The sequence below is a fragment of the Pseudomonas segetis genome (genome assembly GCF_900188155.1).
GTDB classification, from domain to species: Bacteria; Pseudomonadota; Gammaproteobacteria; order Pseudomonadales; family Pseudomonadaceae; genus Aquipseudomonas; species Aquipseudomonas segetis.
The window spans coordinates 149,557-168,448 of sequence record NZ_FZOG01000002.1 but is presented as its reverse complement, the minus strand read 5'-3'; the positions used below and the strand labels follow the sequence as shown (position 1 = coordinate 168,448).

Below are 18,892 nucleotides of genomic sequence, written 5' to 3'. Positions count from 1 at the left end.
GATAAGTGCCTTATAGCTACGACGATGCAGAGGTTAAAGCGGTTCCCGGGCAATCTGTGACATTCTGTCACTGAGCATATTCATGGCGTTTGGCCAGCCCGTCTTTGAGGAAATCAACCAGTTGGCGGACCTTGGGGGAAAGGTGGCGCTGCTGTGGATAAAGCGCCCAGACTGCGGTGTTTGGAGGCTGATGGTTTTCCAGCAAGGAGATCAACGCACCACTGCGTAGATGTTCCAGCACGTAGTAGTCCGGCAACTGGCAAAGGCCCAGGCCGCGTAGCGCTGCATCGAGCACGGCCTGGCCACTGTTGCAGCGCCAGTTACCCTGGACCCGTTGTGCGGTCTCGTGCTGGTTGATTTTAAAACTCCAGGTGTCGGAGCTGCCAATCAGGCAGTTGTGTCGGCTGAGTTCGGACAGGCTGTGGGGGCGTCCGTAGCGCATCAGGTAATCGGGGGCGGCGCACAGGTACATCTTGCGTGGAGCAAGTTTGGCCGCCACCAGGCTTGAGTCCTGTAGGCGGCCCAGTCGAATAGCCATGTCCAGGCTTTCATGGACCAGGTCAAGCTGACGATTGCTGAGCTCGATATCAACCCGCAGCTGTGGGTGGCGGACCATGAATTCAGTCACCAGCGGAACGATAAAGCGTTCGCCATAGGCGACTGCACAGGTCATGCGCAGCAAGCCTTTGGGTTGGCTGTTGAGATCGCCGACCACGCGCAAGGCCTCTTCGCGAGCATCGAGCAAACGCTGGCAATGTTGCAGGAATGTTTGCCCAGCCTCGGTCAGGGTCACTTTGCGCGTGCTGCGGTAGAACAGCCGTGTCTGCAGGCGCTCCTCAAGCCGAGCGACCTGTCGGCTGACCTGCGAGGACGAGAGGCTGAGCCGGTCCGCCGCCGCGGTAAATTGCCCGCACTCGGCAACTGCCACAAATTCATCAATGCCTTCCCAGCTGTTCATGGCCGCACTCAGTTGGTGGGTGAGTATTCAGGTTGCTGGTCGAATTCTACCGAAAATCCACTGATTATCCCTGTATGGCAATAATGTTTTTCCATCTGATGGATTATTCCCAAATAAGCACTGATCTAAACTGGCTGCACTGAATTTATCTGCAGGAGAGCCTTCCATGATCAAGTCACGTGCTGCCGTAGCCTTTGCGCCAAACCAACCGCTGCAAATCGTCGAAGTCGATGTTGCGCCGCCCAAGGCTGGTGAAGTGTTGGTGCGTATTGTCGCCTCGGGTGTTTGCCATACCGATGCCTACACCCTGTCCGGCGAAGACTCCGAAGGCGTGTTTCCGTGCATTCTCGGGCATGAAGGCGGCGGTATTGTCGAAGCGGTTGGCGAGGGCGTGACATCGTTGGAAGTCGGCGATCATGTGATCCCGCTGTACACCGCCGAGTGCCGTGTATGTAAGTTCTGCACTTCAGGCAAGACCAACCTGTGCAGCTCGGTACGCGCTACCCAGGGCAAGGGCTTGATGCCTGATGGCACTTCGCGCTTCTCCTACAACGGCGAGCCTGTGTATCACTACATGGGCTGCTCGACTTTCTCCGAATACACGGTGTTGCCTGAAGTTTCGCTGGCCAAAATTCCCAAGGAAGCCCCGCTGGAAAAAGTCTGCCTGCTGGGTTGCGGTGTCACGACCGGCATTGGCGCGGTGCTCAACACCGCCAAAGTCGAGGAAGGCGCCACTGTTGCCATCTTCGGTCTGGGTGGTATCGGCCTGGCGGCGATTATCGGTGCGAAGATGGCCAAGGCCTCACGCATCATTGCCATCGACATCAATCCCGCCAAGTTCGATATCGCCCGCGAACTGGGGGCAACCGATTTCATCAACCCCAAAGACTTCGCCAAGCCGATCCAGGAAGTCATAGTCGAAATGACCGATGGCGGTGTGGATTACTCCTTTGAATGCGTCGGCAATGTTCAACTGATGCGTGCGGCCCTTGAGTGTGCGCACAAAGGTTGGGGTGAGTCGGTGATCATTGGTGTTGCCGGCGCTGGCCAGGAAATCTCGACCCGCCCATTCCAGTTGGTCACCGGTCGCGTCTGGCGTGGCTCGGCATTCGGTGGCGTCAAAGGTCGCACCGAGTTGCCAGGCTATGTGGAAAAGGCACAGAAGGGCGAGATCCCGCTGGATACCTTTATCACCCACAACATGCCGCTTGAAGACATCAATGAAGCCTTCAAGCTGATGCACGAAGGCAAAAGCATTCGCACAGTCATTAACTTCTAAAGCGCTGTAAGACGGGTTGCGCGAGCTGGGGCGGCGCTGCAAGGCCGCCCTCTTGGCGCGTATTTTCAGCAGTTTTCCAAGCGAGCACGCAGATCGCTACCGGTCAATATTGTTGGAGCGACCGGTAGCCCTCTGTTCAGGAGTGGATTGATGAGTCTGGAAAATATTTCCTGCCAGAAAAGCAGTGGTGGCTGGCACAAACGTTACCGCCACAGGTCGAGCACGCTCAACTGCGACATGACCTTCGCGGTTTATTTGCCACCCCAGGCCGAGCAGGGTGCGAAGTTGCCAGTGCTGTACTGGCTTTCGGGGCTGACCTGCACGGATGAAAACTTCATGCAGAAGGCCGGTGCGCACAAGGTGGCGGCCGAGCTTGGCTTGATTATCGTGGCGCCGGATACCAGTCCGCGCGGCGAGGGTGTGGCGGATGATCCGGATGGTGCATATGATTTCGGCCTGGGCGCCGGCTTCTACCTCAACGCAACACAGGAACCCTGGGCGCGTCACTACCGCATGCATGATTACGTGGTGCATGAACTGCCTGCCCTGATCGAGGCCAACTTCCCGGTCACTGACAGGCGTGGCATAAGCGGGCATTCCATGGGCGGTCATGGTGCATTGGTCTGCGCGCTGCGTAATCCGGGGCGATATCAGTCTATGTCGGCATTCGCGCCCATCACCAATCCAATGAATTGCCCCTGGGGTGAAAAAGCCTTCAGTCGCTATCTGGGTGATGAGCGCTCACGCTGGCGTGAGTGGGACGCCTGCGCCTTGATGGCCGATGCCAGCGAGCGTCTGCCGATCCTGGTTGATCAGGGCGATCGCGACGACTTCCTGCTTGATCAGCTCAAGCCAGAAGCCCTGCAGGCCGCGGCGCAAGCCGTCGGACATCCGTTGGAGTTGCGTTTGCAACCGGGCTACGACCACAGCTACTACTTCATTGCCAGCTTTATTGATGATCACCTGCGTCATCATGCGGCTGCTTTGTCTGCAGCATCTTGAACGACGCTTTGCATGGGATCTGGCCTCTATGCAGCGCATAACGATGTCCAGCTTGGGGGCATAGCGTTGTAGAATCATGGCCTGATATTTATTGGGCCTGATTTTCATATGAGTAGCAGCATGCGTATTGGCCACGGCTTTGATGTGCACCGTTTTGGCGAGGGCGAGTTCATTACGCTCGGCGGTATCCAGATTCCTCATCGTTTTGGCCTTGTTGCCCATTCGGATGGTGATGTGCTTTTGCATGCCCTGGCGGATGCCTTGCTCGGCGCCCTGGCGCTGGGTGATATTGGCAAGCATTTCCCTGATACCGATCCAACCTTCAAAGGGGCCGACAGCCGAATGTTGTTACGGCATGTGTACGCCTTGATCGCCGCCAAAGGCTGGCAGGTCGGCAATGTCGACTGCACAATTGTTGCCCAGGCACCGAAGATGGCGCCGCACATCGAAGCAATGCGTACCCTGATTGCTGCGGATCTTGAGGTTGATCTTGATCAGGTCAACGTCAAGGCCACCACCACCGAAAAGCTCGGCTATACCGGTCGCGAAGAGGGTATTGCAGTGCATGCTGTGGCCCTGCTGGTTCGCCCATGAATGAATTCGAACTACTGGGCCCCAAGGCCCATGGCGCTGCGTGCGGCACTGCGCTGCTCAAGGCCAGCGCCGAAGACTTCCAGGTCGAGGAAGTGCTCGATATTCCCTTGGCTGGTGATGGCGAGCACTTGTGGCTTTGGGTTGAAAAGCGTGGCCTCAATACCGAGGAGGCGGCCCGGCGTCTAGCCAAGGCCGCGGGTGTCCAGCTCAAGCTGGTGAGCTATGCCGGGCTCAAGGATCGCCAGGCGTTGACCCGCCAATGGTTCAGCCTGCATCTGCCGGGCAAGGCCAATCCGGACCTGAACGCAGCTGAAGATGCCAGCTTGAGCATCCTCAGGCAGGTGCGTCACCAGCGTAAACTGCAGCGTGGTGCCCATGCTGCCAATGGCTTTATTTTGCGCCTGACCCAGCTGAGCGCTGACCGTAAAGCCCTCGAGGCGCGTCTGCAGGCTGTGCGCGAGCAGGGCGTTCCGAATTATTTCGGCCTGCAGCGTTTCGGTTTCGATGGCGGCAACCTGTTTGATGCCCGCCAGTATGCCGAGCGCAAAGATCGTCCCGTGCAACGCAACCTCCGCTCACGGTTGCTATCGGCGGCACGCAGCTACTTGTTCAATCAGGTTTTGGCCGCGCGAGTGGAGGCGGGCAGTTGGAACAAGGCGCAGGTCGGTGACTTGCTGGCATTTACCGACAGCCGCAGTTTTTTCCCGGCGGGTGAAGCCGAGTGCAGTGATCCGCGGCTGGCCGCGCTTGATGTGCATCCCACCGGCCCGCTTTGGGGCCAGGGCGAACCGCCAACCGCTGGGGCGGTCCAGGCACTCGAACAGGATATTGGCCAGACTGAGAAAGACTTGGCCTGGTGGCTGGCAGAAGCGGACATGGCGCACGAACGTCGCATTCTGCGCCTCCCCATTGCAGGCCTTACGTGGCATTATCCCGAGTCTGACATTCTGCAACTGGAATTCGTCCTGCCGGCTGGATGCTTCGCTACCGTAGTGGTTCGCGAGCTTGTCGATCTATTGCCGACGGGGCATACGGACAACCCATGCGTATTCTAATTTCAAACGATGACGGGGTCATGGCGCCGGGCGTTGCCGCGCTACATGCCGCGTTAGCTGATTATGCCGACTGTACGGTGATAGCACCGGATCAGGACAAGAGCGGCGCCAGCAGTTCGCTGACCCTTGATCGTCCGCTGCATCCTTGCACGCTGGATAATGGCTATATCAGCATTAATGGCACGCCGACTGATTGCGTGCACCTGGGACTCAATGGGCTGCTGCCCGAAGTGCCTGACCTGGTCGTTTCCGGGATTAACCTGGGCGCTAATCTCGGTGACGATGTGCTTTATTCGGGGACAGTCGCCGCCGCACTTGAGGGGCGCTTCCTCTCGCGGCCGGCATTCGCCTTCTCCTTGCTGTCACGCAATGCTGATAATCTACCGACAGCTGCCTACTTCGCCCGCAAGCTGGTCGAAGCGCATGAACACCTCGATCTGCCACCGCGTACTGTGCTTAATGTGAATATCCCCAATTTACCTTTGGAGCATATTCGTGGCATTCAAGTGACTCGCCTTGGTCATCGCGGTCGTGCCGCGCCGCCCGTCAAGGCGATTAACCCACGCGGCAAGGTCGGTTACTGGATTGCAGTGGCTGGTGATGCCGAGGACGGTGGCCAGGGCACGGACTTCCATGCGGTGATGCAAGGCTATGTATCCATCACCCCATTACAATTCGATCGTACTTTTCAGGATGGCTTTAACAGCTTGCAACCATGGCTGGAGAGCTTAGTTTAATGAATCGCGAACAAGATGAAATGAACCGCCGTGGTATTGGCATGACCTCACAACGGACCCGTGAGCGACTTATCCAGCGTCTCTATGAAGAAGGCCTGTCCAACGCCCAGGTGTTGGAGGTTATTCGCCGTACGCCGCGCCACATGTTTGTCGATGAGGCATTTTCTCATCGCGCCTACGAAGACACTTCTTTGCCCATCGGCCACAACCAGACCATTTCGCAACCCTATATGGTTGCGCGCATGAGCGAGTTGCTGCTTGAAGCCGGCCCGTTGGATAAGGTACTGGAGATCGGCACCGGCTCGGGTTACCAGACTGCCGTGCTGGCGCAGCTGGTAGAGCGTGTATTTAGCGTTGAGCGCATCCAGGGGCTGCAAGATCGCGCCAAGGAGCGCTTGGTCGAACTGAATTTGCGCAATGTGGTCTTTCGCTGGGGGGACGGTTGGGAAGGTTGGTCAGCACTGGCACCTTATAACGGAATTATTGTCACAGCTGCAGCTTCAGAGGTGCCGCAGGCTCTTCTGGACCAGCTTGCGCTGGGTGGGCGACTGGTTATCCCGGTTGGCACCGGCGATGTGCAGCAACTGATGTTGATCATTCGTGATGAACAAGGTTATTCGCGGCACATTCTTGATGCGGTACGCTTTGTACCTTTGCTTAACGGACCACTGGCTTAGGGAGCCTCTGAAAAATTACTGCGCTCGATATTACCGCGTTAAAAACTGTTCAAGATGCTCATTTACAGCTCGTAGAATCGAGCGCGACCCCGGTCACTTTTCACAGTTTTTGACTCGCTGGCGCTTGCTCTTCGGGCCAGCCTCTGGCTGTTACTCCCGTTGGTCGTTGCGCCTTGTCTTATCTTTGCTTGCTTGTTTTTTCAGAGGGATCACAGCATTTGCTTTGACGGGTTTATGAAAAAATATTTTTTGCTCTACGCCAAGGGTGTGGCCATGGGCGCTGCGGATGTTGTACCGGGCGTGTCGGGCGGCACCATTGCTTTTATCAGCGGTATATACGACGAGCTATTAAAGTCTATCTCCAGTATGCCGCGTGCCGGGCTGCTGGCAGTTCGTGGGCGCTTCGGCGAGGCCTGGGTGACCGCCAATGCAACATTCTTGCTGGTGCTCTTTGCTGGCATTCTTACCAGTGTCGTCAGCCTTGCCCGGTTGATTACCTATTTGCTGGAGCAGCATCCTATTCCGGTGTGGTCATTCTTCTTTGGCTTGGTGCTGGTGTCGGCGCATTTGGTTTCGCGAGAGATCAGTCGTTGGAACTGGACCCGTATCCTCAGTTTTGCCGTCGGCGCAGGTTTTGCCTACTGGATTACCGTCGCTTCGCCGGTGCACCTTGATACCGATCCGCTAAGCATATTCCTGGCGGGGGCTGTCGCTATTTGCGCGATGATTCTTCCTGGTATCTCGGGCAGTTTCATCTTGCTCCTGTTGGGGATGTACAGCTTTGTATTGGGCTCGGTAAAGGCCCTGGACATCACAGTCCTGGTGCTATTCGCCTCAGGCTGCGCTGTTGGCCTGGTGAGCTTTGCGGGTTTCCTGCGCTGGCTGCTTCGCTGCTACCGCGACCTGTCACTGGCTTTCCTGACAGGCTTGATGCTTGGCTCATTGAACAAGATATGGCCATGGAAGGAGACATTGACCTGGTTTACCGACCGTCATGGACAACAGGTTCCCTTGTTGCAAGCTAATCTCCTGCCTGCGCGCTTTGCTGAAATTAGCGGCCAGGATCCGCAACTGTTACTGGCAATCGTCTTGGCCGTGCTTGGGGTGGCGCTTGTTCTGGGGCTGGAGTGGTTGGCAGGGCGTCAGCCGTTAAGTTCTGACCAAAATCAATAAATCCTGCACAATAGTGTCAGGCGCTAATAGCCAGTAAGGGAGAGACCGGTGAGTTTCGACGCCATTCAAGCGTGCATTCGCAATAGCAACACTCGATGCCTGTTGAGTGGTTTGGCTCTATCGTTGATCCTGTCTGGCTGTTCGAGTGCGCCTTCAGGCGGCGTTCAGGTCTTGGATCGCAACGGTAGGCCGGTGCCCATCACCTCAAAGCAACCTCATGTCACTAGCGGCCAGTACCTGGTCCGGCGTGGCGATACGCTGTATTCCATTGCCTTTCGTTTTGGCTGGGACTGGAAAGAACTGGCAGCTCGCAATGGTATCCCTGCACCTTATTTGCTGAGAGTCGGTCAGCCGATTCGTTTTGACGGCAAGAAACCCTCTTCTGTGGTGGCCAAGTCAAGCTCCTCTACACGTACCGTTCGTCCGACAACATCGAGCAGTACGGCCAAGCCAGTGGTCAAGAAGCCCCCTGTTACCGCCAAACCCGTGCAATCGGTGAGTGGCACATCATCTGGCTGGACGTGGCCTACCAAAGGTTTGGTTATCGGTCGATTTTCCTCAAACGGTAGTTTGAATAAAGGCATTGATATCGCCGGAGATTTGGGCCAGCCTGTTTTAGCTGCGTCTGATGGCTCAGTGGTTTACGCCGGAAGTGGTTTGCGGGGCTACGGCGAGTTGGTGATCATCAAGCATAGCAGTACCTACGTAAGCGCCTACGGACATAACCGCAGGCTCTTGGTGAAAGAGGGGCAAAAGGTCAAGGCAGGGCAAGCAATTGCTGAAATGGGTTCAACGGGCACTGACCGCGTGAAGCTACATTTTGAAATTCGCCGTCAGGGCAAGCCTGTAGATCCTTTGCAATTTTTGCCACGCCAGTAGCTTATTGTCGGCCTGTTTCCCCGTCGTAGGAGGGACGGGCCCGGGTGTCTCCAGGGAGAGGGTCGCACCGGGGCTTGCTGTCGAACTCAGCAAGGGATATTAAGAAATGGCTCTCACAAAAAAACTAGTGCCCGAGTTTGACGTAGACGACGATGTACTCCTTATGGAGTCAGATGTCGTCTTGGGGGATGGGGCAGATTTAAGTGTTGAGACGTCGCCAAAGCGTTCCAAGGCCAAGGCGAAAACAGTTGCACCCAAGCAGCACAAGTACATTGATTACACGCGTGCACTAGATGCCACGCAGTTGTATCTGAATGAAATTGGCTTTTCTCCGCTCCTCAGTCCTGAGGAGGAAGTGTTTTTTGCCCGCCTGGCGCAAAAAGGCGATCCAGCTGGTCGCAAACGCATGATTGAAAGCAACTTGCGATTGGTTGTCAAAATCGCCAGGCGCTATGTCAATCGCGGCCTCTCATTGCTCGACTTGATTGAAGAAGGCAACCTCGGTTTGATTCGCGCCGTCGAGAAATTCGACCCAGAGCGTGGTTTCCGCTTCTCAACCTATGCGACCTGGTGGATTCGCCAGACCATCGAACGCGCAATCATGAACCAGACGCGTACGATTCGTCTTCCAATCCATGTGGTCAAAGAACTCAACGTCTACCTGCGCGCCGCGCGCGAGCTGACTCAAAAGCTCGATCACGAACCCTCCGCCGAAGAAATCGCCAACTTGCTCGACAAGCCCGTCAGTGAGGTCAAGCGCATGCTTGGGCTCAACGAACGGGTGTCCTCGGTGGACGTTTCACTGGGTTCTGACTCTGATAAAACCCTGCTTGATACCCTCACCGATGAGCGTCCGACTGATCCATGCGAACTGTTGCAGGATGACGACCTGTCGCAGAGCATTGATCAGTGGCTGTGCGAATTGACCGATAAGCAGCGCGAGGTTGTGGTCAGGCGGTTTGGTTTGCGTGGCCATGAGAATTGCACGCTGGAGGAGGTCGGCCAGGAGATCGGCCTTACTCGTGAACGCGTCAGGCAGATACAGGTTGAAGCGCTCAAACGCCTGCGTGAAATTCTTGAGAAAAATGGCTTGTCGAGTGACGCCTTGTTTCAGTGAGTTAAGTGGCTTTGCAAAAGAACCGGCTCATGCCGGTTTTTTTGTATCAATGCTATGTAGGAGATCGCTTACGCCGGTGTAGGTTAATGCAGTCATTTGCCATGAGACTTGTAGGGGTATTGAGTGGGATTTTTTATAACCTGTTGAATTGTAAGGGTTTTATTTTTTCTACAAAGCGCTCATAGGCTGTTTGGATGATTTTCAGGCACTTGTGAAGCGCTGAAAATCCCTTATTATCAAGCTGTGTTTAAGGATAAACACAGGTCGCCAGGGACTGTGACCAGGGACAATCGCGGGATGCGATTTCATCAGGATGATGAGTAGGAGACAAAGGGAATAGGGACAAAATGGGCGGGTCAAACCGCCCTTTTTTTTGCCTGCGATTTGTACCTTGTCTGTTCCCAAGCCAATAAAAAACCCGCCGAAGCGGGTCTTTTGCGGGCGGCAGAGACAGTCTTAGCGCTCTAGGTGCTCAAGCTTGTCTTTCACACCGTCCCATTCTTCAGCATCAGCGAGCGCTTCTTTCTTCTCGGTGATATTTGGCCAGACCTCGGCCAGATCAGCATTCAGCTCGATATATTCCTGCATGTCCTCAGGCACCTCATCTTCAGAGAAGATGGCTTGTGCTGGGCACTCTGGTTCACACAGAGCGCAGTCAATGCACTCGTCAGGGTGAATGACCAGGAAGTTCGGGCCTTCGTAGAAGCAGTCCACCGGACAGACTTCCACACAGTCGGTGTACTTGCACTTGATGCAATTGTCGGTGACGACGAAGGTCATTCTAATTCTCTCCTCAGGCTACGGCGCGAAACTGCCCTCATAAACAGTCTCTCGGCTCGAAAAAGCTCACTTCAGTACCAGGCTTTAGCACATAGCTATTCCGAGCGCGCAGGATTCTAACAGCTTGTTGGCGTGGGCGTTAGACTCGAGTTTTCCATGTATATAACAGTTCAAGTGCTTTTCGTGGGGTCAAATCATCCGGATTGATCTTAGACAATTCTTCAAGCAGCGGGTGTGCAAGGCTTGCAAACATATCACTTTGGTGTGGCGCAGCCGGTTTTCCAGGCTCCGTACGTGGCGGTTCGTGGGGCAAGCTAGTGGTTTCGAGCCGCGCCAGATGCTCGCGTGCGCGCAGGATCACTGCATCGGGTACACCTGCAAGCTGGGCAACCGCCAAACCATAGCTCTGGCTTGCAGGGCCCGGCAGCACATGGTGTAGAAACACGATGCGCTCGTTATGCTCGGTTGCGTTGAGGTGGACGTTGGCCACCAAGGGCTCACTTTCGGGCAGTACGGTCAGCTCGAAATAATGTGTGGCAAACAGGGTGTATGCACGAAGTTTAGCCAGCTGTTCGGCGGCGGCCCATGCCAGGGAAAGGCCGTCGAAGGTGCTGGTGCCACGACCAACCTCGTCCATCAGCACGAGGCTTTGTTCTGTGGCGTTGTGCAGGATATTGGCGGTCTCGCTCATTTCAACCATAAAGGTCGAGCGGCCCCCGGCTAGATCGTCGCTGGAGCCAATGCGGGTGAATATACGGTCGACCAATGACAACTCGCAGCTCGCAGCAGGCACAAAGCTGCCGATATGGGCGAGCAGGACAATCAACGCAGTCTGGCGCATATAGGTCGACTTACCTCCCATATTCGGCCCGGTAATGACCAGCATGCGGGTGTCGTCGTCGAGGTTCAGGTCGTTGGCCACGAAGGGTTTGGTTAGTACCTGTTCAACCACTGGGTGGCGGCCCTGGTTGATGCGCATGCAGGGCTCGTCGACAAAGCGCGGGCAGTTCAGGTTCAGGTTAAGCGCACGCTCGGCCAGGTTGCTCAGTACATCCAGTTCGGCGAGGGCCGAGGCGCTGTCTTGCAGGGGCGAAAGCTGTGTAATCAGATGCTCGAGCAATTCTTCGTACAGCACCTTCTCGCGCGCCAGTGCACGACTCTTGGCCGAAAGCGCTTTGTCTTCGAACTCTTTGAGCTCCGGGGTGATGAAGCGCTCTGCACCTTTGAGGGTCTGCCGGCGAATGTAATCAGCGGGGGCCGACTCCGCCTGCTTGCTAGGCAACTCGATGAAATAGCCATGTACGCGGTTGTAACCAACCTTGAGGTTGGCCAGGCCGGTGCGGGCTTTTTCGCGGGTTTCCAGGTCCATCAGGTACTGGCCGGCGTTTTCGCTCAGGGATTGCAGTTCGTCAAGTTCAGCGTCGTAGCCGGTCTTGAGTACGCCACCATCGCGGATTACTGCAGGTGGGTTGTCGATAATCGCCTTGCCAAGCAATGCAGCCAGGTCGGGATAGGTGCTGACGGTCGTGGCCAGTGACGCCAGATGTGGCGATTCGAGCATGGCCATGGCACTTTGCAGTTCTGGTAGCGCCGCCAGTGCATCGCGAAGTCGTGCCAGGTCGCGTGGCCGTGCGTTACGCAGGCCGATACGCGCGAGGATACGTTCCAGGTCGCCGATTTCCTTGAGCTGTGGCTGCAGGGTTTCAAAGCGGTAGCGCTCAAGCAGGCAGGTGATGGACTCCTGGCGCGCCTGGAGAATATTGCGGTCGCGCAGTGGTCGGTTCAACCAACGGCTCAGCAGGCGACTGCCCATTGCGGTCTGGCAGCGATCAACCACTGATTGCAGGGTATTTTCACGGCCACCTGCCAGGTTGATATCAAGCTCAAGATTACGCCGACTGGCACCGTCGAGAATCACCGTGTCATCCAGTCGCTCATGACGCAGGCTGCGCAGGTGAGGCAGTGCTGTACGTTGGGTTTCCTTGGCGTAGGCCAGCAAGCAACCGGCGGCACCGATCGCCAGGGTCAGTGATTCGCAACCAAAGCCCTTGAGATCCTGAGTACCAAATTGCTGGCACAGGCTCTTGTGCGCAGAGTCACGTTCAAAGTCCCAGGGTGCACGGCGGCGGGCACCTTTGCGTTTCTCGGCGGGCAGGTCTTGTGGCCAGTCATCAGGGATCAGCAGTTCAACCGGATTGAGTCGTTCAAGCTCCGCCAGCAGATTTTCCCAGCCTTTGATCTCCAACACACTGAAGCGCCCGCTGGTGATGTCGAGCACTGCCAGGCCAAACAGGCGTTCATCGCCAAGTACCGCGGCAATCAGGTTGTCACGCCGCTCATCAAGCAGTGCTTCATCACTGACGGTGCCAGGCGTGATGATGCGAACGACCTGGCGCTCAACCGGCCCTTTGCTGGTTGCCGGGTCACCGACCTGTTCGCAGATCACCACCGACTCGCCGAGCTTGACCAGCTTGGCCAGATAGCCTTCAGCAGCATGGTAGGGAATGCCGCACATGGGAATGGCTTGACCGGCGGATTGGCCACGCGCAGTCAAGGTGATATCGAGCAGTTTTGCGGCCTTTTTGGCGTCTTCATAGAAAATTTCATAGAAGTCGCCCATGCGATAGAACATCAGCTGGTCGGGGTGCTGGTTCTTCAACTTCCAATATTGTTGCATCATCGGGGTGTGGGCGCTGAGATCGCTTTGGCTCATCGTTTTAACTGTCCGGCTGAATCGTAAAAGCGCCTAGTGTACGGTATCAACCTAGTCCGCCTTAACCCCGGAGTGAAGATGCAAGCAAATCAATCCGAGATAACCCGCCTGGCAGTTGAATTGGGTCGCAAACTGACCGATTTGCATGCCCAGGTCAGTACGGCTGAATCCTGCACGGGCGGCGGTATTGCCGAGGCCATTACCCGCGTACCCGGTAGCTCCGCCTGGTTCGAAGCGGGCTACGTGACTTATTCCAATGCACAGAAAACCAAACAGCTGGGCGTTGGTCCTGAGCTTTTTGTTCTGCTGGGTGCTGTAAGTCGCGAAGTGGTCGAGGCCATGGTGCGTGGTGCTCAAGAACAAAGTGGTGCGCGCTATGCCGTTGCCGTCAGTGGCGTGGCCGGGCCTGATGGCGGCACAAAAGAGAAGCCCGTTGGCACCGTTTGGTTGGCTTGGGGCGATTCCGAGCAGCTGTACAGCGTGCGCAAAGAGTTTGCCGGTGATCGGCAAAGTGTCCGCCGACAAACGGTTATAGCCGCCCTAGAGGGGCTGATACGCCTGCTCGAAAAAGAAAATCCAACTCTGGGGTAGGCGGGCGGCCAAGGCTATGGAATAATACTGGCTACTTATACAGTTGTTGGCGGCCGTCAGGCCCTCTTGATCACGTGAGGACTTCAATGGACGAGAATAAGAAGCGCGCTCTGGCTGCTGCCCTTGGCCAGATTGAAAAGCAGTTTGGTAAAGGCGCGGTCATGCGCATGGGCGATCACGATCGCCAGGCTATCCCGGCCATCTCGACCGGTTCTTTGGGGTTGGATATCGCGCTGGGTATTGGCGGTTTGCCAAAAGGCCGTATCGTTGAAATCTACGGTCCTGAATCCTCGGGTAAAACCACACTGACCTTGTCGGTGATTGCTGAGGCGCAAAAGCTCGGTGCTACCTGCGCATTCGTCGACGCCGAGCATGCCCTGGATCCCGAGTACGCAGGTAAGCTTGGGGTAAACGTTGACGATCTGCTGGTCTCGCAGCCAGATACCGGCGAGCAGGCACTGGAAATCACGGACATGTTGGTGCGCTCAAATGCCATCGACGTCATTGTGGTCGACTCGGTGGCGGCCCTGGTGCCAAAAGCTGAAATCGAAGGCGAAATGGGTGACATGCATGTTGGCTTGCAGGCCCGCTTGATGTCGCAAGCGCTGCGTAAAATCACCGGTAACATCAAGAACGCCAATTGCCTGGTGATCTTCATCAACCAGATCCGGATGAAGATCGGCGTTATGTTCGGCAGCCCTGAAACCACCACGGGTGGTAACGCATTGAAGTTCTATGCTTCGGTACGTTTGGATATTCGTCGTACTGGCGCGGTCAAAGAGGGCGACGAAGTTGTCGGCAGCGAAACCCGCGTGAAAGTGGTGAAAAACAAAGTCGCACCACCATTCCGCCAGGCCGAGTTCCAGATTCTCTACGGCAAGGGCATCTACCGTAATGGCGAAATCATCGATCTCGGTGTGCTGCATGGCTTCCTGGAAAAATCTGGCGCTTGGTACAGCTACCAGGGCAGCAAGATTGGTCAGGGCAAAGCCAACTCGGCCAAGTACCTTGAAGACAATCCAGAAGTTGCTCGCACCATTGAAGGCTTGATTCGTGAAAAGCTGCTGGTCCCGGTAACACCTGCCAAGGCGGGTGCTGAAGCGCCAGTTGATGCTGAAGTTGACGCTTAAGCACCATGCTCGACAACCCCACGGCCGTGAGGCGCGCAGCAATGGATTTGCTGGCGCGTCGTGAGCACGGGCGTGTGGAGTTGGTACGTAAGTTGCGCCAGCGCGGCGCAACCGATGACTTGATTGATCCTGCCCTCGATCGCTTGGCGCAAGAGGGCCTATTATCTGAAGCGCGCTACCTGGAAAGTTTTATCCGCTACCGTGCCCGTTCGGGCTACGGGCCTGTGCGCATACGTGAAGAACTGTCTCAGCGAGGCTTGCTGCGCGCGGATGTCGAGCAGGCGCTGGCCGAGAGTGGCATTGACTGGGCTGAGCAACTGCTTGATGTCTGGCAGCGCAAGTATGCCGGGAAGTTGCCGCAGGATATGCGCGAGCGGGCCAAGCAGCACCGTTTCCTCAGCTATCGAGGCTATCCGATGGAGCTTATCAGCGAGCTGTTGCGCGGCAAGCTCAGCGGTTAGTTGTCGGTCACGCGCTTAGCCAGTTTTCACGCAGGTTGATGAAATCAAGCAACTCGCGCAGCCGTCCGTGGTTGCGTCCGTTAAAACTGAAGGTCAAGCGCGGCAGATGTGCCAGCTCGGGTGTATCCTGGCCGTCCTTCGCCTTGTCCTGTAGTTGGAAATCATCGGCCTTGCAGATGTCTGCAAATGTGCTGCGTATTGCTGTCAGCGCTTGGGCATTGAGCGAGTGATTGAGGCGAATGATGAACTGCCTGTTCAGCCAGCGGCTGGAATTGTAGTTGCTGTAAAACCGGGTAATTTGCGTAACGGCATCATCGGCGCTGTAGACCAGGGTCATCAAGTTCAGGTCGCTGGCAAGGATGTAGCCGCTGTCCTTGAGTTGCCGCTCGATGAACTGCAAGGCTTCTGACCAGAAGCTGCCACCTGGCTGATCAAGCAGCACCACTGGTACCAGCGGGCTTTTGCCGGTTTGTATCAGGGTCAGCACTTCGATGGCCTCATCCAATGTGCCAAAACCACCGGGGCAAAGTACAAGCGCGTCGGCTTCCTTGACGAAGAACAGTTTGCGCAAAAAGAAAAAGTGGAAGGACAGAAGATGGCTCGAGCCGCTTACAGTGGCATTGGCGCTTTGCTCGAAGGGCAGGGTGATATTGAAGCCCAGGCTATTGTCGAGCCCCGCACCTTCGTGCGCCGCTGCCATGATGCCGCCGCCAGCGCCGGTCACGACCATCAGGTCGTGGCGGGCAAGTTGGGCCCCGAGCTCACGGCCCAGTTGGTAAATCGGGTGGTCGACCGGGGTACGTGCCGAACCGAAGACCGTGACTTTGCGCCGACGTTTGAACTGTTCAAGCACGCAAAAGGCATGCTCCATCTCACGTAGGGTCTGCAGCATTATCTTGGCATCCCAGCGATTACGGTCTGCCTGGCCCATGCGAATAACGGTGATCAGCATCTCCCGGTACAGCTCGATGTTGGGGCTGTTGGCGGGGGCGATCAGCGACGTGAGTTCATCAACTTTACTGCGTAGATCAATACCACTGGCTTGAAAGTGCCGGGCTAGATAGTCATCGGCGTCGTAAGGCATGCTGTGTCTCCTTGGCCCGTCCATGCCAATAATAATAGGCTGTGCAACGATCCAGTGCTGCTGCGCTCGAGGGGTGCTTGATCAACTGTCGTCTTCGCGATCAAGGGCCTCTGAAAAAGCGGCGAGCACCAGCAAGTCGATAGCCATTAAAAAACGATCAGGTGATGGGTTGCAGCACATGGGTATTTGCTTATGCTTGCGGGGCCGCAGCAGGGGCGGCCCGGTATCAACTGCGCAGCATTATCGAGCGGGCTTACAGGCCGCAATCGGCCTTGTCGAACGTCTCGCGAACAATAGGCCTGTTGGTCTTGTATTCCGTAAATTCATAGCGCAATTCGGCGCCTTCGCTGAGCAACTTATGGAAGCCGCCATTGTTGCATACGCTTTTGCCCAGTTGGGCGCGTACAGCGTCGAGGTTGTTGCGCATTTGCGCCGCATGCCGTGGCTGCACACTGAGGTGGTTGACCAGGGTGTGGCCTTCGACCGTGTAGCCCTGGTCGAGAATATCGGCGTTGATGGCGCGGGGCGTGCCAACGCTACTTTGCTGGGCGACGCTTTGCAGCATCTTGGCCAGCTCGTATTCTTTCAGCGAGGAAGCATGGGCGGCAAAGGGTAGGCTCAGGGCCAGGGTAAGAGCGGTTAGGCGTAACATCCAAGTCTCCACAGTCATTTCAATCCTTCGACAGGTAAGCACCCGCAGAGGTTCAGCTGGTGGCTATGATAACGCTCAAAGCCAGGGTTGTACCTTGGGGAAGCACAAAAATTACTCGCCCAGCCTTGTTTGAAGATGACTTGAATCGTTCAAACAAGCCAGATTTGCCGGGCTTTGCTAGACTGCGCGCCGATTAATCCAGGACTGAATATGCCAAGCTTTTCTTACCGTGGTCCGCGCCCATGAGCCATGCAGTCGCGCGTTTGCGAGACAAGCGTCTGGCGCGCAGTGAAAAACCCTTTCTGGCAAGGGGCTGCAAGGCCGTGCGCTGTGATCAATGCAGAATTGCCCAGAGCCATTGTTTGTGCGCCTGGCGTCCACGCATAGATACGCAATCGGCCATGTGCCTGATCATGCATGACGTGGAAGTGCTTAAGCCGAGTAATACTGGCTGGCTTATCGCGGACGTAGTTGCTCAAACCAGTGCTTTCGGTTGGCTACGGACCGAAGTTGATCCGGCCCTGCCTGCGTTGCTCAATGATCCACAGTGGCAGCCATATCTTGTCTTTCCGGGGGAGTACGTTGCACCTGAGCGGGTCGTCAGCCAGGTTGATGTAGCGCCAGGCAAGCGGCCGTTGTTCGTGCTGCTTGATGCGACCTGGACCGAGGCGCGCAAAATGTTCCGCAAGAGCCCTTATCTGGATAACCTGCCGGTGCTGAGCCTGTCACCGGAACGCCTGTCGCGTTATCACCTGCGCCGTTCTACCCGTAACGAACAACTCTGTACTGCCGAAGTCGCGGCCTTGTGTCTTGAACTGGCTGGTGACCAGCGCGCCGCCGACGGCCTGAATGCCTATTTCGACGTGTTCAGCCAACATTACCTGGCGGCCAAGGCGCCGCGCGCTGTTGACCTGGCCGACCCAGTGCACCGCAGGTTGCAGCCGTTTCTGGAATAGCATTGCAGCCGTCAATCGATTGTTTGACGGCTGGTCTTAGTTTGCCCTTAACCTTCGTTTGCAGTGCCTGGCTTCGGTTTTTGGGGCCAGAGTTGCGCCAGGAGCATGCCGGCAAACATCAGTGTGCAACCGATGTAGCCACGTAGATGGAGCGTTTCGTTGAGCAGGATGGCACCTGCAATCGCAGCGAACACAGCTTCCAGTGAAAGAATGATTGCCGCGTGGGAGGCAATAGCATGTTTCTGTGCAACCACTTGCAGGGTGAAGCCAATGGCGACACCGAATATGCCGCCGTAGATGATCGCCGGGGCCGCCGCGATGATGGCGTCCAGCGCAAATGGTTCGAATATCAGCGCCAGGATCATGCTGATTGCCGCGCAGGTGATAAATTGAATGATCGCCAGGCGCAGCGGGTCATGGCGGGTCGCAAAGAAACCGACCAGCAATACATGCAGCCCCCAGACGAACGCACCAGCCAGTTGTAGCCAGTCTCCGGATGCGACCGTAAAACCTTCGCCCACACTCAGCAGAAACATGCCGACAACGGCCAGGCTGGCGCCTAGCCAGATACCCATGCCGCTGCGTTGACCAATGAACAGGCCGAGTATGGGCACGATAATGACGTAAAGACCGGTGATGAAACCCGAGTTAGTGACGCTGGTGAACAGCAGGCCGACTTGCTGTAGATTGATCCCGACCGCCAGTGCCAATCCCATGATCGCGCCGCCGGACAATAGGCTTTTATCCACTGCTGGCTTGCTTTCGGCTTTGTTGCGGCTGAGGAGCGGGAGTATGGCCAGCAGCACGACTGCCGCCAGGGAAAAGCGCAGGCCGCTGTAGAGAAAGGGCCCGATCGAGTCCATGCCTAAACGTTGTGCAACAAATGCGGAGCCCCAGATCATGGCTGTGACTAGCATCAAAAGATCGGCGCGCAGGGCTTGGCTTCGCATAAAAAAACTCACGGATTAGAAGGCCGCAGACTTTGCCGGAAAGTATTGCGCTTGACCACCCCGGCTTCGCTGGGCATGCTGGGCGCCGCCTCAGGCGCATTTGA

General features: G+C 56.4%; 19 protein-coding genes. 13 read left to right on the top strand and 6 right to left on the bottom strand.

Going from position 1 to position 18,892, the window contains the following annotated elements; genetic code table 11:
• Positions 1-67 precede the first annotated feature (67 nt).
• The gene (locus CHB79_RS06545; protein WP_010486805.1) at positions 68-958 is read right to left on the bottom strand and encodes a LysR substrate-binding domain-containing protein; all 891 of its coding nucleotides are present in this window, start codon (positions 956-958) and stop codon (positions 68-70) included.
• Between the two features lie 166 nt (positions 959-1,124).
• Between CHB79_RS06545 and CHB79_RS06540 the strand changes: the two genes are divergently transcribed.
• The 9 genes from CHB79_RS06540 (at position 1,125) to rpoS (ending at position 9,471) form a co-directional block, all read left to right on the top strand.
• Positions 1,125-2,237 carry an S-(hydroxymethyl)glutathione dehydrogenase/class III alcohol dehydrogenase gene (locus tag CHB79_RS06540; protein ID WP_089359313.1) on the top strand — a complete coding sequence of 371 codons (1,113 nt, stop codon included), beginning with the start codon at positions 1,125-1,127 and terminating at the stop codon, positions 2,235-2,237.
• A 150-nt stretch (positions 2,238-2,387) separates the two neighbouring features.
• Positions 2,388-3,239, top strand: a complete 852-nt coding sequence (gene fghA, locus CHB79_RS06535) for an S-formylglutathione hydrolase (RefSeq protein WP_089359312.1) — start codon at positions 2,388-2,390, stop codon at positions 3,237-3,239.
• A 120-nt stretch (positions 3,240-3,359) separates the two neighbouring features.
• On the top strand, positions 3,360-3,833 hold the full coding sequence (gene ispF / locus CHB79_RS06530; RefSeq protein ID WP_089359311.1) for a 2-C-methyl-D-erythritol 2,4-cyclodiphosphate synthase: 474 nt from the start codon (positions 3,360-3,362) through the stop codon (positions 3,831-3,833).
• Positions 3,830-4,888 (top strand): tRNA pseudouridine(13) synthase TruD, encoded by a 1,059-nt coding sequence (gene truD / locus CHB79_RS06525; RefSeq protein ID WP_089359310.1) that lies wholly within the window; start codon positions 3,830-3,832, stop codon positions 4,886-4,888. The genes ispF and truD overlap by 4 nt, the downstream gene beginning before the upstream one ends.
• Positions 4,876-5,625: a 5'/3'-nucleotidase SurE gene (gene surE / locus CHB79_RS06520; protein ID WP_029529493.1), complete on the top strand. Its 750-nt coding sequence runs from the start codon at positions 4,876-4,878 to the stop codon at positions 5,623-5,625. The genes truD and surE overlap by 13 nt, the downstream gene beginning before the upstream one ends.
• 41 nt (positions 5,626-5,666) lie before the next feature.
• The gene (locus CHB79_RS06515; RefSeq protein WP_176443170.1) at positions 5,667-6,302 is read left to right on the top strand and encodes a protein-L-isoaspartate(D-aspartate) O-methyltransferase; all 636 of its coding nucleotides are present in this window, start codon (positions 5,667-5,669) and stop codon (positions 6,300-6,302) included.
• 234 nt (positions 6,303-6,536) lie between these two features.
• On the top strand, positions 6,537-7,475 hold the full coding sequence (locus CHB79_RS06510) for a polyprenyl-phosphate transporter (protein ID WP_010486818.1): 939 nt from the start codon (positions 6,537-6,539) through the stop codon (positions 7,473-7,475).
• A gap of 48 nt (positions 7,476-7,523) precedes the next feature.
• Positions 7,524-8,354 (top strand): peptidoglycan DD-metalloendopeptidase family protein, encoded by an 831-nt coding sequence (locus CHB79_RS06505; protein WP_010486820.1) that lies wholly within the window; start codon positions 7,524-7,526, stop codon positions 8,352-8,354.
• Between the two features lie 106 nt (positions 8,355-8,460).
• On the top strand, positions 8,461-9,471 hold the full coding sequence (rpoS, locus tag CHB79_RS06500) for an RNA polymerase sigma factor RpoS (RefSeq protein ID WP_089359309.1): 1,011 nt from the start codon (positions 8,461-8,463) through the stop codon (positions 9,469-9,471).
• A gap of 456 nt (positions 9,472-9,927) precedes the next feature.
• Here the strand turns inward: rpoS and fdxA are convergent, their stop codons facing one another.
• Together fdxA and mutS are read right to left on the bottom strand one after the other, a co-directional pair.
• On the bottom strand, positions 9,928-10,251 hold the full coding sequence (fdxA, locus tag CHB79_RS06495) for a ferredoxin FdxA (RefSeq protein ID WP_010486824.1): 324 nt from the start codon (positions 10,249-10,251) through the stop codon (positions 9,928-9,930).
• 139 nt (positions 10,252-10,390) lie between these two features.
• A complete protein-coding gene (gene mutS, locus CHB79_RS06490; RefSeq protein WP_089359308.1) occupies positions 10,391-12,964 on the bottom strand; it encodes a DNA mismatch repair protein MutS in 2,574 nt (857 codons plus the stop codon).
• Positions 12,965-13,042: 78 nt separating this feature from the next.
• Between mutS and CHB79_RS06485 the strand changes: the two genes are divergently transcribed.
• The 3 genes from CHB79_RS06485 to recX all read left to right on the top strand — a co-directional run bounded on the left by CHB79_RS06485 (position 13,043) and on the right by recX (position 15,146).
• Positions 13,043-13,555 carry a CinA family protein gene (locus CHB79_RS06485; RefSeq protein WP_089359307.1) on the top strand — a complete coding sequence of 171 codons (513 nt, stop codon included), beginning with the start codon at positions 13,043-13,045 and terminating at the stop codon, positions 13,553-13,555.
• Between the two features lie 86 nt (positions 13,556-13,641).
• The gene (gene recA / locus CHB79_RS06480) at positions 13,642-14,685 is read left to right on the top strand and encodes a recombinase RecA (protein WP_010490430.1); all 1,044 of its coding nucleotides are present in this window, start codon (positions 13,642-13,644) and stop codon (positions 14,683-14,685) included.
• A 5-nt stretch (positions 14,686-14,690) separates the two neighbouring features.
• Entirely contained in the window at positions 14,691-15,146 is a 456-nt protein-coding gene (gene recX, locus CHB79_RS06475) for a recombination regulator RecX (RefSeq protein WP_089359306.1), read from the top strand.
• Positions 15,147-15,153: 7 nt separating this feature from the next.
• Here the strand turns inward: recX and CHB79_RS06470 are convergent, their stop codons facing one another.
• Both CHB79_RS06470 and CHB79_RS06465 read right to left on the bottom strand, forming a co-directional pair.
• A complete protein-coding gene (locus CHB79_RS06470; protein ID WP_089359305.1) occupies positions 15,154-16,230 on the bottom strand; it encodes an LOG family protein in 1,077 nt (358 codons plus the stop codon).
• Between the two features lie 253 nt (positions 16,231-16,483).
• On the bottom strand, positions 16,484-16,882 hold the full coding sequence (locus tag CHB79_RS06465) for a quorum-sensing-regulated virulence factor family protein (protein WP_010490436.1): 399 nt from the start codon (positions 16,880-16,882) through the stop codon (positions 16,484-16,486).
• Positions 16,883-17,124: 242 nt separating this feature from the next.
• Between CHB79_RS06465 and CHB79_RS06460 the strand changes: the two genes are divergently transcribed.
• Complete coding sequence (locus CHB79_RS06460) at positions 17,125-17,838, top strand: tRNA-uridine aminocarboxypropyltransferase (RefSeq protein WP_089359304.1); 714 nt, start codon at positions 17,125-17,127, stop codon at positions 17,836-17,838.
• Between the two features lie 47 nt (positions 17,839-17,885).
• On the opposite strand, the gene CHB79_RS06455 is transcribed toward CHB79_RS06460, so the two are convergent.
• Positions 17,886-18,788, bottom strand: a complete 903-nt coding sequence (locus CHB79_RS06455; protein WP_089359303.1) for a DMT family transporter — start codon at positions 18,786-18,788, stop codon at positions 17,886-17,888.
• Positions 18,789-18,892: the final 104 nt, after the last annotated feature.

Bases quoted from the DNA above. Each gene is read 5' to 3' on its own strand.
- rpoS (WP_089359309.1), top strand. From the start codon at position 8,461: ATGGCTCTCACAAAAAAACTAGTGCCCGAGTTTGACGTAGACGACGAT.
- CHB79_RS06460 (WP_089359304.1), top strand. From the start codon at position 17,125: ATGAGCCATGCAGTCGCGCGTTTGCGAGACAAGCGTCTGGCGCGCAGT.
- CHB79_RS06455 (WP_089359303.1), bottom strand. From the start codon at position 18,788: ATGCGAAGCCAAGCCCTGCGCGCCGATCTTTTGATGCTAGTCACAGCC.
- CHB79_RS06465 (WP_010490436.1), bottom strand. From the start codon at position 16,882: ATGTTACGCCTAACCGCTCTTACCCTGGCCCTGAGCCTACCCTTTGCC.
- fdxA (WP_010486824.1), bottom strand. From the start codon at position 10,251: ATGACCTTCGTCGTCACCGACAATTGCATCAAGTGCAAGTACACCGAC.
- CHB79_RS06515 (WP_176443170.1), top strand. From the start codon at position 5,667: ATGACCTCACAACGGACCCGTGAGCGACTTATCCAGCGTCTCTATGAA.
- ispF (WP_089359311.1), top strand. From the start codon at position 3,360: ATGCGTATTGGCCACGGCTTTGATGTGCACCGTTTTGGCGAGGGCGAG.
- CHB79_RS06540 (WP_089359313.1), top strand. From the start codon at position 1,125: ATGATCAAGTCACGTGCTGCCGTAGCCTTTGCGCCAAACCAACCGCTG.
- CHB79_RS06510 (WP_010486818.1), top strand. From the start codon at position 6,537: ATGAAAAAATATTTTTTGCTCTACGCCAAGGGTGTGGCCATGGGCGCT.
- CHB79_RS06470 (WP_089359305.1), bottom strand. From the start codon at position 16,230: ATGCCTTACGACGCCGATGACTATCTAGCCCGGCACTTTCAAGCCAGT.
- surE (WP_029529493.1), top strand. From the start codon at position 4,876: ATGCGTATTCTAATTTCAAACGATGACGGGGTCATGGCGCCGGGCGTT.
- recA (WP_010490430.1), top strand. From the start codon at position 13,642: ATGGACGAGAATAAGAAGCGCGCTCTGGCTGCTGCCCTTGGCCAGATT.
- CHB79_RS06545 (WP_010486805.1), bottom strand. From the start codon at position 958: ATGAACAGCTGGGAAGGCATTGATGAATTTGTGGCAGTTGCCGAGTGC.
- recX (WP_089359306.1), top strand. From the start codon at position 14,691: ATGCTCGACAACCCCACGGCCGTGAGGCGCGCAGCAATGGATTTGCTG.
- fghA (WP_089359312.1), top strand. From the start codon at position 2,388: ATGAGTCTGGAAAATATTTCCTGCCAGAAAAGCAGTGGTGGCTGGCAC.
- mutS (WP_089359308.1), bottom strand. From the start codon at position 12,964: ATGAGCCAAAGCGATCTCAGCGCCCACACCCCGATGATGCAACAATAT.
- truD (WP_089359310.1), top strand. From the start codon at position 3,830: ATGAATGAATTCGAACTACTGGGCCCCAAGGCCCATGGCGCTGCGTGC.
- CHB79_RS06485 (WP_089359307.1), top strand. From the start codon at position 13,043: ATGCAAGCAAATCAATCCGAGATAACCCGCCTGGCAGTTGAATTGGGT.